This is a genomic window from Arthrobacter sp. SO3 (assembly GCF_020532825.1).
Lineage (GTDB): Bacteria > Actinomycetota > Actinomycetes > Actinomycetales > Micrococcaceae > Arthrobacter.
In genome coordinates, this window is record NZ_MQTS01000094.1 from 30,166 (window position 1) to 45,290 (window position 15,125).

Consider the following 15,125-nt stretch of genomic DNA (forward strand, 5'->3'; position numbering starts at 1 on the left):
TCGTCCTGATCTTCGGACACCTGACCGTGAACCTGCTGGTCGGCGAAGGCATCCACGCGATCGACTTCGGCTTCGTGGCCGGCAAGTGGGCGGACCCGTTCTGGCAGGTGTGGGACCTGGCCATGCTGTGGCTCGCCATGCTGCACGGAACCAACGGTGTGCGCACCATCATCAACGACTACGCCGAAAAGGACGCCACGCGTCTGTGGCTGAAGATCGTGCTCTACGCGGCCACCACCGTCATCATCATCCTGGGCACCATGGTCATCTTCACCTTTGACCCGTGCCCTGTGGTCAACGGTGTCCAGCTGCCCGGCGGCTTCTGCCCCTCCCCATAGCGGCGCGGCCCCAGCGGCAACCGATCCGGTGCCTGCCCGGGGCAGGCACCGGATTTCCACGAGGTTTCACCGGGCTGGCTCCGCCGGCCGGTGTTGTTAGCGAATTTTGAGAGAAAGAGCGTCTGGTATGCAGGTCCATAAGTACGACGTCGTCATCGTCGGTGCCGGTGGCGCCGGGATGCGCGCGGCGATCGAATCAGGTCAGCGCGCCAAAACAGCAGTACTGACCAAGCTGTACCCCACCCGCTCCCACACCGGCGCGGCGCAGGGCGGCATGTGTGCGGCTCTGGCCAACGTCGAGGAAGACAACTGGGAGTGGCACACCTTCGACACCATCAAGGGCGGCGACTACCTGGTTGACCAGGACGCCGCCGAGGTCATGGCGAAGGAAGCGATCGACGCCGTCCTGGACCTGGAAAAGATGGGCCTGCCGTTCAACCGCACGCCCGAGGGGCGCATTGACCAGCGCCGTTTCGGCGGCCACACCCGCGACCACGGCAAGGCCCCGGTCCGCCGCGCCTGCTACGCCGCAGACCGCACCGGCCACATGATCCTGCAGACCCTCTACCAAAACTGCGTCAAGCACAACGTGGAGTTCTACAACGAGTACTACGTGCTGGACCTGCTGACCGTCGAAGAGGACGCTGTCCGCGAGGACGGCACCACGTACAAGCAGAAGCGCGTCGCCGGCGTCGTCTCCTACGACCTCGCCTCCGGCGAACTGCACGTCTTCCAGGCCAAGTCCGTGGTGTTCGCCACCGGCGGCGCGGGCAAGGTCTTCAAGACCACCTCCAACGCCCACACCCTGACCGGTGACGGCATGGGCATCGCGTTCCGCCGCGGCATCCCGCTGGAGGACATGGAGTTCTACCAGTTCCACCCGACAGGCCTCGCCGGCCTGGGCATCCTCCTCTCCGAGGCCGCCCGCGGCGAAGGAGCGATCCTGCGCAACTCCGAGGGTGAGCGCTTCATGGAGCGCTACGCCCCGACCATCAAGGACCTCGCCCCCCGCGACATCGTGGCCCGCTCCATGGCCAACGAAGTCCGTGAAGGGCGCGGCTGCGGCCCGAACAAGGACTACGTCCTCCTGGACCTGACGCACCTCGAGCCCGCGCACATCGACGCCAAGCTGCCGGACATCACCGAGTTCGCCCGCACCTACCTCGGGGTCGAGCCGTACACGGAGCCGGTCCCGGTCTTCCCGACGGCGCACTACGCCATGGGCGGCATCCCCACCAACATCACCGCCCAGGTGCTCCAGGACAACGACACCGTAGTCCCGGGCCTCTACGCCGCCGGTGAGGTCGCCTGCGTCTCCGTGCACGGTTCCAACCGGCTGGGCACCAACTCGCTCCTGGACATCAACGTCTTCGGCAAGCGCGCCGGCATTGCCGCCGCGGAGTACGCCAAGACCGCGGAGTTCGTGGACCTCCCCGTTGACCCGGAGGCCTACACGCTGGACCTGCTGGACCACGTCCGCACCTCTGACGGCACCGAGAAGGTCGCTGCGATCCGCAAGGAACTGCAGGACACGATGGATGCCAACATGCAGGTGTTCCGCACCGCCGATACCCTGAACCAGGTCCTGACCGACATCGCGTCCTTCGAGGAGCGGTACCAGCGCATCAGCGTCCAGGACAAGGGCAAGCGCTTCAACCTGGACCTGCTCGAGGCCGTGGAACTGGGCTTCCTGCTGGAGCTCGCCAAGGTCATGACCGTGGCGGCCCTGCACCGCGAGGAATCCCGCGGCGGACACTTCCGCGAGGACTTCCCCGAGCGCGACGACGAAAAATTCATGAAGCACTCCATGGCGTACAAGGATGAGCACGCTCCGGCGGACGGCACTGCGGGGACCGCAGAAACAACAGCCGGCATCCGGCTTGCCACCAAACCGGTGGTCTTTACGCGCTACGAGCCGATGGTGAGGAAGTACTAAGATGACCGCTGAACTTGCTGAGCCAGCCTCCAAGATCGAACTGCCGGCGCACATCGGGGGCGGCGGGGACATCCCGTCCTTCGACGTCCACCTGCGGGTGCGCCGCTACAACCCGGAGGTCTCCGACGAGTCCACCTGGGACGATTTCCACGTGACTATGTACGGCACGGACCGTGTCCTGGACGCCCTGCACAAAATCAAGTGGGAGATCGACGGCAGCGTCTCCTTCCGCCGGTCCTGTGCCCACGGCGTCTGCGGCTCCGATGCCATGCGCATCAACGGCCGCAACCGCCTCGCCTGCAAGACCCTGCTGAAGGACCTGGACACGTCCAAGCCCATCACCGTCGAGCCGATCAAGGGCCTGCCGGTGGAGAAGGACCTGATCGTGGACATGGAACCGTTCTTCCAGTCCTTCCGCGAGGTCATGCCCTTTTTGATCAACCGGGGCCACGAGCCCACGAAGGAACGCCTGCAGTCCGCCGAGGACCGGGAGCGTTTCGACGACACCACCAAGTGCATCCTCTGCGCCGCGTGCACCTCGTCCTGCCCGGTGTTCTGGACCGACGGCCAGTACTTCGGCCCGGCGGCAATCGTCAACGCGCACCGCTTCATCTTCGATTCCCGTGATGACGCGGGCGACATGCGCCTGGAGATCCTCAACGACAAGGAAGGCGTGTGGCGCTGCCGCACCACCTTCAACTGCACCGAGGCATGCCCCCGCGGCATCCAGGTCACGCAGGCCATTGCCGAGGTCAAGCAGGCCATCCTGTCCCGCAAGATCTAAGAAACCAAGGACCAAGAACCGGTCACCACGACGACGGCGCCTCTCACCTTCCAGGTGGGGGCGCCGTCGTCGTCTTACCGCTGAACGAAAGGGCCCACGTGTCCCGCTCCGAAAAAGTCTCCTTCCAGGGTTCCACCGGCGAACTGCTCTCCGGCATCGTCGACGTGCCGGAGGGGCCGGTGAAAGGCTGGGGGGTGTTCTCGCACGGCTTCACGCTGGGCAAGGACAGCCCCTCGGCCTCAAGGATGTGCAAGGCGCTGGCGGACAACGGGGTGGGCATGCTCCGCTTCGACAACCTGGGGCTCGGCGAATCCGCCGGGCTTTGGTCGGAGGGCTCCTTCAGCCACAAGGTCGCGGACACCGTGAAGGCGGCCGAATTCATGCGCGGCTCAGGCCGGCCGGTCTCGCTGCTGGTGGGTCATTCCTTCGGCGGGGCCGCGGTGCTCTCGGCCGCGCGGCAGATCCCGGAGCTCGACGCCGTCGCCACCGTGGGGGCCCCGTTCTCGCCCAAACATGTGGCCCACGTCTTTGACGCGGCCCTGGACCGGATCCTCAGCGAGGGCAGCGCCGAAGTGGATCTGGGCGGCAAACGGGTGGAGATCCGCCGGCACTTCGTGGAGGACCTGGAGAACGCCGACCTCACGGACTGCATCCGGCGGCTGGGAAAGCCGCTCCTGGTGCTGCACTCCCCCACCGACAACACCGTGGGCATCGAGAACGCCAGTACCATCTTCCAGACCGCACGGCATCCGCGCAGCTTCGTGTCCCTGGAGGGCGGCGACCACCTGCTGACCGCCAAGGGCCAGGCCGCCCGTGCCGCGAAGATTATTTCGGCGTTGGCCGACCAGTACCTCGACGCCACCGCGTAGCAGCGGCCGGGGGACGGATCTCGCCGGCGTCGACCGGGGTCTTTCCCGGCTGGACCTGGCGGGCGCCCCAGCCGGTCTTTTTGTTGCCCGGCTCCCGGTTGAGGTCCTCCTCGCGGATCGCCACCCACGAGGCGCAGACCAGGTACACCTGGCTGACCAGGTTGAACCAGATCAGCAGGCCGATGATGATGGCGAAGGGTGCCAGGATGGGGTTCCGTCCGGCACTGGCCAGCAGCTGGGTGCTGAAGATCTGCAGCACGGTGGTGCCCACCGCGGCAAGGAGGGTCCCTTCCAGGAGCGAGCGGCGGGCCAGCTTCAGCCCCGCGGCCACCCGGAACATGATCAGGGCGGTGCCCCAGCCGAGCAGCAGCGGCACCATGATCGTGACCGACGTCGTCAGCGGACCGGCCAGCAGCGGATCCAGGCTCAGCTTCTCGGTCACCCACCCGGCCGCCGTGCCGAACACCAGGGAGGCGGCCGCGCTGACCACCAGGGCCGCGCCAAGCAGCAGGAGCGTGCCGGTGTCGCGCAGTATCTGCAGGACCGGGTTCATCCCCCGCGGGCCCAGGCGCATCATGCCCCGCACCCCGTCGCGGATGCCGCTGATCCAGCCCAGGGCCGTGAAGACAGTCACCGCGGCGGCGATCACGGCAGCCCAGCCAAGGCTGGAAGGGTTCAGCAGCTGATAGGGATCAACCAGCCCCTCGCCGCCGTCGACCTGGAGGAGGCCGGGCGCGGCCTTGGCCACGCTCCGGATGATTTGGTCCAGCAGGGCCGGCTGTCCGCTGAGGACAAGACCGGCCAGGGAAAGGCCGGTGGCCAGCAGGCCCGTGATGGAGAAGAACATCCTGAACCCGATGCCGGCACTCATCAGGGGGCCGTGCTGGAGGTTGTAGTGCTGGAAGGCGCGGAGCGGACGGAGGGTGTTGGCCCGGGCCAGCAGCCACGGCACCATCGCCATCAGCGACGCCATCCGGCCGCCGCCGGAGCGCCGGACCTTTCCCCATTCAACCCGTTTCCGGATGACTTCCAGTTTCAGCCGGGCCAGTTCGGTGGGAAGCGGCGGCTCAGTGGGCGCCTGCTGCACCGTCCTGGCCCCCGTCGTCGTCAGGTTCGGTCCCAAAGTCAAGCTCTTCCCGTAGCTGCCAAATTCCGTTGTCGTCGTGCTCGTAAAGTCCCATGCTAGCCACCGGGAACGTGGCCCGGTAATCCTTGAGCACCGTTTCGGCCTCATCCAGGCTTTCCGGGGCGACGTCGTGCGCGACGGTGACGTGCGGATGGTAGGCAAACGGCAGTTCCCGCTCCAAGGGTCCGGTCTGGAGCTGCTGGTGCAGGCTGACACAGTCACCGAAGCCGTCTTCAACGTTGAGGAAGACCACCGGGGACACCGGCCGGAAGGATCCGGTGCCGGCGATGGTCACGTTGAAGGGCTCCTGTTTGCTCGCGACTTCACGCACGTGGTTGCGGGTTGCTTCCCAGTCCTGGGTCATGGTGGTTGTCACGAGCGTGATGTGCGCCGGGATGACGGCCGCCATCGGGTCGCCGAAGGAGGCGCGCCAGCGCTGGAGCTCCTCGGCGATCTCGTCCGGGAACCCCAGGATCACGCCGATGCTGACGCCGTCGCTGCGCTGTCCGTTCTCCGGATGGGCTTCCTGGCCGGCGCTGCTGACGGCACGCGCAGTGGTGCGTTTTGGCTCGTTAGCGGTGACTTTGCTGACGGAGGACATTGGCCTAGCGGGCCCCGTGGGTTCCGGCGTAGGGCAGGAAACCCACCTTGGCGTAGACGTCCCGCAGGGTGACCGAGGCGATCTCGCGGGCCTTGTCGGCGCCGAGGGCCAGCAGCCGGTCAAGTTCCGCAGGGTCGTTCAGCAGCTCGTTGGCCCGGTTCCGGATGGGGGTGAGCCGCTCCGCCACGACCTCGGCGAGGTCGACCTTGAGGTGGCCGTACATTTTGCCCTGGTAGGCGGCGACGAGGGCCTCGACACTCTGCCCGGTGATGGCCGAGTAGATGGTCAGCAGGTTGGAGACCCCCGGTTTGGCCTCGCGGTCGAAACGGATCTCCGTCTCCGCGTCCGTGACCGCGGATTTGATCCGCTTGGCGATGACCTTGGGATCGTCCAGGAGGTTGATCAGGCCCGCCGGTGATTCCGCCGACTTGGACATCTTCGCGGTGGGGTTCTGCAGGTCGTAAATCTTCGCCGATTCCTTCTGGATGAAGGGCGCCGGAACATTGAAGGTCTCACCGAAGCGGCTGTTGAACCGCTGGGCCAGGTCGCGGCTGAGTTCCACGTGCTGGCGCTGGTCCTCGCCCACCGGCACACCGTGGGGCTGGTAGAGGAGGATGTCCGCCGCCTGCAGCACCGGATAGGTAAAGAGGCCGACGCTGGCCTGCTCCGAGCCGTGCCGGGAGGCCTTGTCCTTGAACTGGGTCATCCGGGAGGCCTCGCCGAAGCCGGTGATGCAGTTAAGGACCCAGGCCAGCTGGGCGTGCTCGGGCACCTGGGACTGGACGAAAAGTGTGCACTTGTCCACGTCGACGCCGCCGGCGATGTACTGCGCGGCGGTGACCCGGGTGCGGTGGGCCAGTTCGGCCGGGTCCTGCGGAACGGTGATCGCGTGCAGGTCCGGGATGAAGAAGATCGCGTCGTACTCGTCCTGCATCCGGACCCAGTTCACCAGGGCGCCGAGGTAGTTGCCCAGGTGCAGGGAATCCGCGGAGGGCTGCATGCCGGAGAGCACGCGCTGGCGGACCCCCAGAGGGACAGCAGAGCCGGGGACGGCCGGGGCGGCGGCTGTGACGGTTTCGGCGGCGGGAGATCCGGCGGCGTCGTCGGTCACGGGGGTCACAGTGGAAGAAGAGGTCATTCGTGGGGGCCTTAAGACTAGAGCCGGTAGTCCACTACCAGCGGGGCGTGGTCGGAGAAGCGTGTGTCCCAGGACGGTGCCCGGTCTACAACGGCTGACACTGCGGCTGCAGCGAGAGCGGGCGTGGCCATCTGGTAATCAATGCGCCAGCCGGTGTCGTTGTCGAAGGCCTGTCCACGTTGCGACCACCAGGTGTAGGGTCCGTCGACGTTACCCGCCAGGCCCCGGTGAACATCCTTCCAGCCGATGTCCTCGCCGAAGAAGCGGTCAAAATACGCACGCTCCTCGGGCAGGAAGCCGGCACGCTTGACGTTGCCCTTCCAGTTCCTGATGTCCAGTTCCGTGTGGCCAACGTTTAGGTCGCCTACCACCAGGGCATGGTCGCTGTGTTTGGTCAGCTCGGGAAGCCGGCTGGCCATTACATCGAGGAAACGGAACTTGTCGTCCTGCTTCGGGGTGCCTGCCTCCCCGGAGTGCACGTAGGCGCTCACGACGGTGAGCTGGGAGGCTTCGCCCTCGGCGTTGCGGACGCTGTAGTCGGCTTCGACCCAGCGGCCGGCGGTGGCGAAGTAGTCGTCGCCGATGCCCACCCGGGTCTGCAGCGGTTCGGTACGGGAAGCGATGGCGACGCCGGCGCGGCCCTTGGCCTCGGCTTCAGCGTGCAGGATGTACCAGCCCTCGCCGAGCAGCTCATGGACGATCGCGTCAGGCGCGCGGACTTCCTGCAGGCAGAGGATGTCCACTTCGCGCGGCTCAAGCCATTCCGCCATGCCCTTCTTGTAGGCGGCACGAAGGCCATTGACGTTGACTGATGCGATGCGAAGGTTGTCCTTCTTCAATGCCGAACTCACCCGATCCACTCTAGTCGACAATGGTTCCGGAGACGGGCTCGTCGCCGCCGGCGGACTTGATCATGTCCCGTGCGTTGGTGGCGGTGATCTCGATGGTCTCGAGCGCCCTGCGGATCGTCTCCTGGTCCGAGGCGGTGCCCTTCGCCCGTTCCTGTTCGACGACGCGGACCTGCACCTGCACGATCTTGAACGAGTGGTCAAGCTTCAGGTCCCGGACCTCGTCCGCTTCACGGCGGACCTCCATAAGACGCGTGCTGCCATGGTCCACACTGCCCGACGCCGGCGCCCGGCCGGCCGCCGCGTTGAATGCGTTCTGCGCTTCGGTGAGCTTTGCACCGGCCTTCCTGGCCGCCTTCTGGATGCTGAAGACCACGAAGGCGGCCAGAGCCAGCCAGAAGCCCGCGATGATCGCCACGATCCAGCCCACAACGTCGTTCTGGTTCGCAGCAAAGAGGACCGCGACGACGAAGGCGATGATGAACACCATCATTCCCGGTCCGCTGATGCGGAACATGGAGAACTTGCCCGTGGCGGTGTTGTACGCGGACGGCTTGGAAGACGCGGAGTTGCCCAGAGGTTGCATGAGCCTATTATCGCAAACCCTGGCGGCGCGCCTGCCCGCTTCCACCCGGGGCGAACGCTCCGGGGCGAACGTTCCGGGGCAAACGCGCCGGGGCCGGACGGCCGCTTCCGGCACTATTTGAGGAACAGCTTGCGGAGCCGGCCGGTGGTCAGCAGCATGCCGAGGGCGATCATCACGAGGTAGTAGCCGACGTGGATGGCGGTCGCCGGGCTGAAGGCTCCCACGCTGATCTGCCGGAGCAAGTCCACGCCGTGCCACAGCGGCATCGCCTGGATGAACCACTGGATGTACTCCGGATAGACGCTGAGCGGGTAGAAGGTGGCGCTGAACAGGAACATCGGCAGCATTATGAAGTTGATCCAGTCCATCTGCTGGAACGTCTTCATGAAGCTGGTGATGCCCATGCCGAAACTGGCAAAACCGAAGGCGATCAGCACCGCAGCCGGGATCATCAGGATGGCCCACGGCGTGGTGAGCAGGCCCATGAGGCCCATCACGGCGGTGAAGCCGGTGGCGTACATCAGGCCGCGCAGCAAGGCCAGGAAGATCTCCCCCATCGCGACATCCAGCGGGCCCAGCGAGGTGTAGAGCATGCCCTGGTACAGCTTGGAGAAGTTCATCTTGAAGAAGACGTTCCAGGTGGAGTCGTAGACGGCACCGTTCATCGCGGACACGGCCAGCAGGGCCGGGGCGATATAGGCGGCGTAGGAAATTTCCCCGCCGCCGGGCCCCTGCACCGTACCGACGATGGCGCCCAGACCGACGCCCATCGCGATCAGGTACAGCACGGGCTCGAAGAAGCCCGAGAGCATGACCATCCAGTTGCTGCTCCTGGTGGCCATCAGCCCGCGGGCGACGACGGCGCGGACGTTCCGGGAGTACAGCGGCCCGAACTTCCGGTTGCGCGCAGCCTCGGTGTCGCTGTGGCTGGTGGTGCCGGCGCTCATCCGGCCATCCTCTTGATGAACTGGCGTTTGGTCAGGAGCCAGCCGAGCACCGCGAGGGCCAGCAGGAACACGACGTGCGCAACGGTCAGCAGCGGGGCCTCCTGGTAGCCGTAGCTGAAGACCCTGCCCAGCTCGGTGCCGTGCCAGATCGGGGAGATCCAGCCGATCCAGCGCACCGTCAGCGGCAGGGTGTCCAGCGGGAAGAACGTGCCGGAAAACAGGAACAGCGGCATCACGAGGAACCGCATGACCATGGCGAACTGGCCTTTGTCCTGCGTGATCGAGGCGGCATAGGCCATCAGGGGCAGCCCGAAGGACAGCCCGGCGAGGGTGGCGACCAGGATCGACACCCAGCCCCAGGGGCTCGGCGCCGCTCCGAACAGCGCCACCACCCCGAAGTAGATCGCGGACTGCAGCAGGAAGCGCACCGTGACGGCGATGACCTGACCGAGCGCGATCTGCTGGGGCGTCAACGGCGAGGCGTGCGGCCCGTAATAGACCCGGCGCCACTTGAATCCGTCCATGATCGGGAAGGTGAACTCGCTCGCCGCGGACATGACCGCGGCCGAGATCAGCAGCGCCGGCGCGATGAAGGTCAGGTAGCTGACCCCGCCGAAGATGGCCCCGCGGCCGGTGTCGACCAGCGTCGCCAGGCCCACCCCCATGGCGAAGAGATAGGCGACCGGCTGCCCGACGCCGTACATCACGATGGTCCAGCTGTAGCTCTTCATCACCCGGAGCACGTGTTCGGCGAAGTAGAGCGAGCCCCAGCGCCTGGCCCGGGCCGCCGAGACCTCCGGGGAATGGGCGCGCAGGGCGGGAGCCGCCGTCGGGCCTGGCGCCTCGGACACCGCCCCGGGTGCCGCCGCCTTCCCGGCTGCTGCCGCTTTCCTAGTCAACGAGGCTCCTGCCGGTCAGGCGCAGGAAGACGTCCTCGAGCGAGGACCGGCGCACCAGCGAGGTCACCGGGCGCAGCCCGCGGCCGGAGACCTCCTCGAGGGCTGCCTCGCCGTCGTGGGCGTAGATCAGGACGCGGTCGGGCAGGGTTTCCACCCGTTCGCCGATGCCCTCCAGTTCGGCGCCGATGGATGCGTTGCGTTCCGAGCCGAAGCGCAGCTCGAGGACCTCGCGGGTGGAGTACTCGCGGATCAGGTTCGCGGGTGATCCCTCGGCCATGATCCTGCCCTTGTCCACCACGATCAGGCGGTCGCAGAGCTGCTCGGCCTCGTCCATGTAGTGGGTGGTGAGGATCAGGGTGACGCCCTGCTCCTTGAGCCGGAACAGCCGGTCCCAGAGAATGTGCCTCGCCTGCGGGTCCAGCCCGGTGGTGGGTTCGTCCAGGAGCAGGATCCGGGGTTCGTTGATGAGGGAGCGCGCGATCGTGAGCCGGCGCTTCATGCCGCCGGACAGCGCGTCCACCTTGGATTTCGCCTTGTCGGTGAGCTGCGCGAACTCCAGCAGCTCGTCGGCTTTGGGCCTGAGGTAGCTCATCGGCAGGCCGAAGTAGCGGCCGTAGACCAGCAGGTTGTCCCGAACCTTCAGTTCCTCGTCCAGGTTGTCCTGCTGCGGGACCACGCCCAGGTGCGCCCGGACTTCCGGCCCGTTCAGGTCCGGGTCCAGGCCCATGATGCTGAGGCTTCCGGACGTGCGCTGGGACACCGCGCCGATCATTTTCATGGTGGTGGATTTGCCGGCGCCGTTGGGGCCGAGCAGGCCAAATGCCTCACCGGCGGGGACGGAGAAGGAGATCCCGTCGACCGCGGCCACGTCGCCATAGCGCTTCGTCAGGTTCTCGGCAGTGATCACATACTGCGGCGGGCCGGTTTCAGCGGGGCTGCTCACGTGAGCTTCCTTGAGGGAGGATTCTTTCGAGTCGAGTTCAGGCACCCGAATCACGGTAGTGGAAACCGGCGAACTATGAAAGAGTCTTTTCGTAAAAAATCCGGACGTTTGCCATTCCGCGCTGTCCGGGAACTAAAGCTGTCCGGGGCTTAAAACCGCAAGGGCGCACCCCGCAACGGAGGTGCGCCCTTGCGTCCGGAGACTCAGGCGGCGCCGGAGGTGCCCGCCTCGGCCCAGTGGCGTTCCGCGGTTTCCACCACGTTGGCCAGCAGCATGGCGCGGGTCATCGGACCGACTCCCCCGGGGTTCGGGGACAGCCAGGCGGCGACGCCGGCCGCTGCCGGGTCCACGTCCCCGGTGACCACGGCCTTGCCGGAGCCGTCATCGACGCGGCTGACGCCGACGTCGAGGACGATGGCGCCCGGCTTGAGGTCGCCGGCCTTGATCATGTGCGGCTGGCCGGCCGCGGCGATCACGACGTCGGCCTGCCGCAGTTCGGCCGGCAGGTCCACGGTTCCGGTGTGGGCCAGGATGACCGTGGCGTTGACGTCCTTGCGGGTCAGCAGCAGTCCCACCGGCCGGCCGATGGTGACCCCCCGGCCCACCACCAGCACGCGTTTGCCGTTGAGGCTGATGCCGTGCCGGGTGAGGAGCTCCACGCAGCCCTTGGGGGTGCACGGCAGCGGGGACTTCATCGGGCCGCTGACGTTGGCCACCAGCCGGCCGAGGTTCATCGGGTGCAGGCCGTCGGCGTCCTTGTCGGGGTCCATGGCCTCCAGGATGACGTCTTGGTCGATGTGCTTGGGCAGCGGGAGCTGGACGATGTAGCCGGTGCATTCCGGGTTCTCGTTCAGCTCCCGGACCACGGCCAGGAGCTCCTCCTGTGTGGTGTCCTCCGGCAGGTCGCGGCGGATCGAGGTGATGCCCACCTCGGCGCAGTCCTTGTGCTTGCCGCCGACGTACCAGGTGCTGCCCGGATCGGAGCCGACCAGGATGGTGCCGAGGCCCGGGACGATGCCTTTGGATTTGAGGACGGCGACGCGTTCGGTCAGTTCGGCCTTGATCGCCGCGGCGGTGGCCCGGCCGTCGAGGATCTGTGCGGTGTCAGCCGTTTGTGCAGTCTCAGCGGAAGTCATGGCCTACCACTTCTCGTGCTGCGGGTACAGCGGGAAGTCCGCGGCGAGCTTGTCCACACGGGACTGGAGCGCCTCGAGGTCCGTCGCGGACCCTGCCTTCAGCGCGGTCGCGATGATCTCGGCGACCTCGGTGAACTCCTCGGCGCCGAAGCCGCGGGTGGCCAGGGCCGGGGTGCCGATGCGCAGGCCGGAGGTGACCATCGGCGGGCGCGGGTCGAACGGCACGGCATTCCGGTTGACAGTGATTCCGACCGAGTGCAGGAGGTCTTCCGCCTGCTGGCCGTCGAGCTGGGAGTTGCGCAGGTCCACCAGGACCAGGTGCACGTCGGTGCCGCCGGTGAGGACGGAGACGCCGGCGTCGGACACATCGGCCTGGTTCAGGCGGTCGGCGATGATCCGGGCGCCTTCCAGGACGCGCTCCTGGCGCTCCTTGAATTCCTCGGTGCCGGCGATCTTGAACGCGACGGCCTTGGCGGCGATGACGTGCATCAGCGGTCCGCCCTGCTGGCCCGGGAAGACGTTGGAGTTGATCTTCTTGGCCCATTCCTTCTTGGCCAGGATCACACCGGAGCGGGGGCCGGCGAGGGTCTTGTGCACGGTGGAGGTGACGACGTCGGAGTGCGGGACCGGGCTGGGATGCAGTCCGGCGGCCACGAGACCGGCGAAGTGCGCCATGTCCGTCCAGAGGAGTGCCCCGACCTCGTCGGCGATCGAGCGGAAGGCGGCGAAGTCCAGGTGGCGCGGGTAGGCGGACCAGCCGGCGATGATGACCTGGGGCTTCTCGGCGATGGCCTGGGCACGCAGCTTGTCCATGTCGATGCGGAAGTTGTCTTCCTCGACCTGGTACGCGGCGACCTGGTAGAGCTTGCCGGAAAAATTGAGCTTCATGCCGTGGGTCAGGTGGCCGCCATGGGCCAGGGACAGGCCGAGGATCTTGTCGCCCGGGGTGATCATCGCGGAGAGCGCCGCGGCGTTGGCCTGGGCGCCGGAGTGCGGCTGGACGTTGGCGTATTCGGCTCCGAAGAGCTCCTTGACCCGGTCGATGGCGAGCTGCTCGGCGATGTCGACGTACTCGCAGCCGCCGTAGTAGCGGCGGCCCGGGTAGCCCTCGGCGTACTTGTTGGTCAGGACCGAGCCCTGGGCTTCCATGACTGCGCGCGGGGCGAAGTTTTCGGAGGCGATCATTTCCAGGGTGCCGCGCTGGCGGCCCAGCTCCTGGGCAAGGACGGCGGCGATTTCGGGGTCAAGTTCGGCCAGCGGCTGGTTGCTCACGGCGGCGGAAGAAAGGCTAAGGGAGGTGGTCACGGGGAACTCCTGGCTAGGCAACGGGCACTGCTTAAGGTCAGGTTACCGGCTGGCCCGCGGCGGCGCCCCTAGATTACGGCCCGCCGAAACCGGGGACGCGACAAGGGCACCGGCACCCGGGGTGGGATGCCGACGCGGGCCGGCAGCGGGCGCTGCCAACCGGACAAACATGACCCTCGGCCCAGGCGTACGATCCGTGGTCTTCGTGAGTGCCGCTCCCTGGTGGTTAGCCACCCAACGCCAGTTGCGACTGCTCCAGAGTACCCCAGGCCGGCGGCCCGGCCCCAGCCTGCGCGTACCCGCGGGTAGGCTGTCTTCGTGACTGACGAACAGCTGACTGCTTCCTACATCCTGACCTTTTCCTGCCCGGACCGCCCCGGAATCGTGCACGCCGTCGCGGGCGCCCTGCTCGTTGCGGGCTGCAATATTACGGACTCGCAGCAGTACGGCAGCCAAAGTACCGGGACGTTCTTTATGCGCGTCGAGGCCACGACGGCGGCCTCGACTTTCGAGCTTCAGGCCGCCCTCGAACCCGTGGCCCAGGCCTTCGGCATGCAGTGGAGCCTCAACCCGGCCGGCCGCAAGGTCCGCACCCTGTTGATGGCCAGCACCTCCGCGCACTGCCTCAATGACCTGTTGTTCCTGCAGCGCTCCGGCACCCTGCCGATCGAGATCCCGGCCATCGTGTCCAACCACCGGGACCTGGCGGGCCTGGCCGAGTTCTATGGCATTCCGTTCCACTACATCCCGGTCACCCCGGACTCCAAGATCCAGGCCGAGGATGAACTGCGGGCGCTGATGGCCGAGCACGACGTCGAGCTGACGGTCCTGGCCCGCTACATGCAGATCATTTCCAACGAGCTGTGCCAGGAGCTGACCGGCAAGGCCATCAATATCCACCACTCCTTCCTGCCCTCCTTCAAGGGCGCCAAGCCCTACCATCAGGCGCACGCCCGCGGCGTGAAGCTCATCGGCGCCACCGCGCACTATGTGACCGCTGCCCTGGACGAGGGCCCGATCATCGAGCAGGAAGTCATCCGGGTGGACCACCGGCGCACGGCCGAGCAGTTCGTCCAGATGGGCCGCGACGTGGAGGGCCGCACCCTGGCCCAGGCGGTGCAGTGGCATGCCGAGCACCGGGTCCTGCTGGACGGGAACCGGACGGTTGTTTTCAACTGAGACCCGTTGTCTTCAACTGAGCCCGGTTGTTTTCAACTGACGGCGGTCATTGAATAGTGGTATGGCACTTTCCCCGGAAGACCCGCTGACCGAGTTCGTCGCCCTGCTCAAAGCGGAGGGCCGCAGGGGCGTGCTGGGCCTGGACTGCGGCCAGGGTGCGGACGGACTGCGCTTCGTGCAGTCCGGCATTCACTTTACCGGCGTCGACCCGTCCGAGGAGAACATCCATGCGGCGCGGGCCCGGGGCCTGGAAGCCTCGGTCGCGGCGGCCCCCGCCCTGCCCTTCGCCGATTCGGTGTTCCCTTCGGTGTGGGCGGTGGACGCCCTCGCGGGACTGCCCCCGGCGGACTGGCCCGGCGTCGTCCAGGAACTGGAGCGGGTGGCCGCGCCCGGGGCGCCGATCGCCGTCGTCCTCCCCGAAGACCGCCAGCCCGAACGGGGCGCAGGCGTCACGGTGCTCCGCTCCCCCGCGTGACCCCCATCCGTCATC

Annotated in this window: 16 protein-coding genes; 6 read left to right on the top strand and 10 right to left on the bottom strand. The window is 67.0% G+C overall.

The features are described from left to right. The 4 genes from BJQ90_RS09620 to BJQ90_RS09635 all read left to right on the top strand — a co-directional run. Positions 1–338, top strand: a 338-nt coding sequence (locus tag BJQ90_RS09620; protein WP_226760060.1) for a succinate dehydrogenase hydrophobic membrane anchor subunit, incomplete at its 5' end; no start/stop codon positions are given. A 127-nt stretch (positions 339–465) separates the two neighbouring features. Further along, entirely contained in the window at positions 466–2,274 is a 1,809-nt protein-coding gene (sdhA, locus tag BJQ90_RS09625) for a succinate dehydrogenase flavoprotein subunit (protein ID WP_226760061.1), read from the top strand. Between the two features lies 1 nt (position 2,275). Continuing rightward, positions 2,276–3,058 (top strand): succinate dehydrogenase iron-sulfur subunit, encoded by a 783-nt coding sequence (locus BJQ90_RS09630; protein ID WP_024365819.1) that lies wholly within the window; start codon positions 2,276–2,278, stop codon positions 3,056–3,058. A 98-nt stretch (positions 3,059–3,156) separates the two neighbouring features. Beyond that, positions 3,157–3,927 (top strand): alpha/beta hydrolase family protein, encoded by a 771-nt coding sequence (locus BJQ90_RS09635; RefSeq protein ID WP_226760062.1) that lies wholly within the window; start codon positions 3,157–3,159, stop codon positions 3,925–3,927. On the opposite strand, the gene BJQ90_RS09640 is transcribed toward BJQ90_RS09635, so the two are convergent. The 10 genes from BJQ90_RS09640 to glyA form a co-directional block, all read right to left on the bottom strand. Then, positions 3,884–5,050, bottom strand: a complete 1,167-nt coding sequence (locus tag BJQ90_RS09640; RefSeq protein WP_226760063.1) for a YihY/virulence factor BrkB family protein — start codon at positions 5,048–5,050, stop codon at positions 3,884–3,886. The genes BJQ90_RS09635 and BJQ90_RS09640 overlap by 44 nt on opposite strands. Further along, positions 4,995–5,654, bottom strand: coding sequence for a 2'-5' RNA ligase family protein (locus BJQ90_RS09645; RefSeq protein ID WP_226760064.1), 660 nt, complete (start codon positions 5,652–5,654; stop codon positions 4,995–4,997). Before BJQ90_RS09645 ends, BJQ90_RS09640 begins: the two co-directional genes overlap by 56 nt. A gap of 4 nt (positions 5,655–5,658) precedes the next feature. Then, the gene (trpS, locus tag BJQ90_RS09650) at positions 5,659–6,792 is read right to left on the bottom strand and encodes a tryptophan--tRNA ligase (protein WP_226760065.1); all 1,134 of its coding nucleotides are present in this window, start codon (positions 6,790–6,792) and stop codon (positions 5,659–5,661) included. Positions 6,793–6,809: 17 nt separating this feature from the next. Beyond that, positions 6,810–7,643 carry an exodeoxyribonuclease III gene (locus BJQ90_RS09655; protein WP_226760066.1) on the bottom strand — a complete coding sequence of 278 codons (834 nt, stop codon included), beginning with the start codon at positions 7,641–7,643 and terminating at the stop codon, positions 6,810–6,812. Positions 7,644–7,653: 10 nt separating this feature from the next. Beyond that, positions 7,654–8,226 (bottom strand): hypothetical protein, encoded by a 573-nt coding sequence (locus tag BJQ90_RS09660; protein WP_226760067.1) that lies wholly within the window; start codon positions 8,224–8,226, stop codon positions 7,654–7,656. A gap of 113 nt (positions 8,227–8,339) precedes the next feature. Then, entirely contained in the window at positions 8,340–9,173 is an 834-nt protein-coding gene (locus tag BJQ90_RS09665) for an ABC transporter permease (RefSeq protein WP_226760068.1), read from the bottom strand. Beyond that, entirely contained in the window at positions 9,170–10,024 is an 855-nt protein-coding gene (locus tag BJQ90_RS09670; RefSeq protein ID WP_226760077.1) for an ABC transporter permease, read from the bottom strand. The genes BJQ90_RS09665 and BJQ90_RS09670 overlap by 4 nt, the downstream gene beginning before the upstream one ends. Positions 10,025–10,064: 40 nt before the next feature. Then, positions 10,065–11,015: an ABC transporter ATP-binding protein gene (locus BJQ90_RS09675; RefSeq protein ID WP_226760069.1), complete on the bottom strand. Its 951-nt coding sequence runs from the start codon at positions 11,013–11,015 to the stop codon at positions 10,065–10,067. Between the two features lie 203 nt (positions 11,016–11,218). After that, complete coding sequence (locus BJQ90_RS09680) at positions 11,219–12,151, bottom strand: bifunctional methylenetetrahydrofolate dehydrogenase/methenyltetrahydrofolate cyclohydrolase (protein ID WP_226760070.1); 933 nt, start codon at positions 12,149–12,151, stop codon at positions 11,219–11,221. Positions 12,152–12,154: 3 nt separating this feature from the next. Further along, positions 12,155–13,456, bottom strand: a complete 1,302-nt coding sequence (glyA, locus tag BJQ90_RS09685) for a serine hydroxymethyltransferase (RefSeq protein WP_319004622.1) — start codon at positions 13,454–13,456, stop codon at positions 12,155–12,157. Between the two features lie 318 nt (positions 13,457–13,774). Here glyA and purU point away from each other — a divergent pair, with 318 nt between their 5' ends. Beyond that, positions 13,775–14,635, top strand: a complete 861-nt coding sequence (purU, locus tag BJQ90_RS09690) for a formyltetrahydrofolate deformylase (RefSeq protein WP_226760071.1) — start codon at positions 13,775–13,777, stop codon at positions 14,633–14,635. 61 nt (positions 14,636–14,696) lie between these two features. Beyond that, entirely contained in the window at positions 14,697–15,110 is a 414-nt protein-coding gene (locus tag BJQ90_RS09695; RefSeq protein ID WP_226760072.1) for a class I SAM-dependent methyltransferase, read from the top strand. Positions 15,111–15,125: the final 15 nt, after the last annotated feature.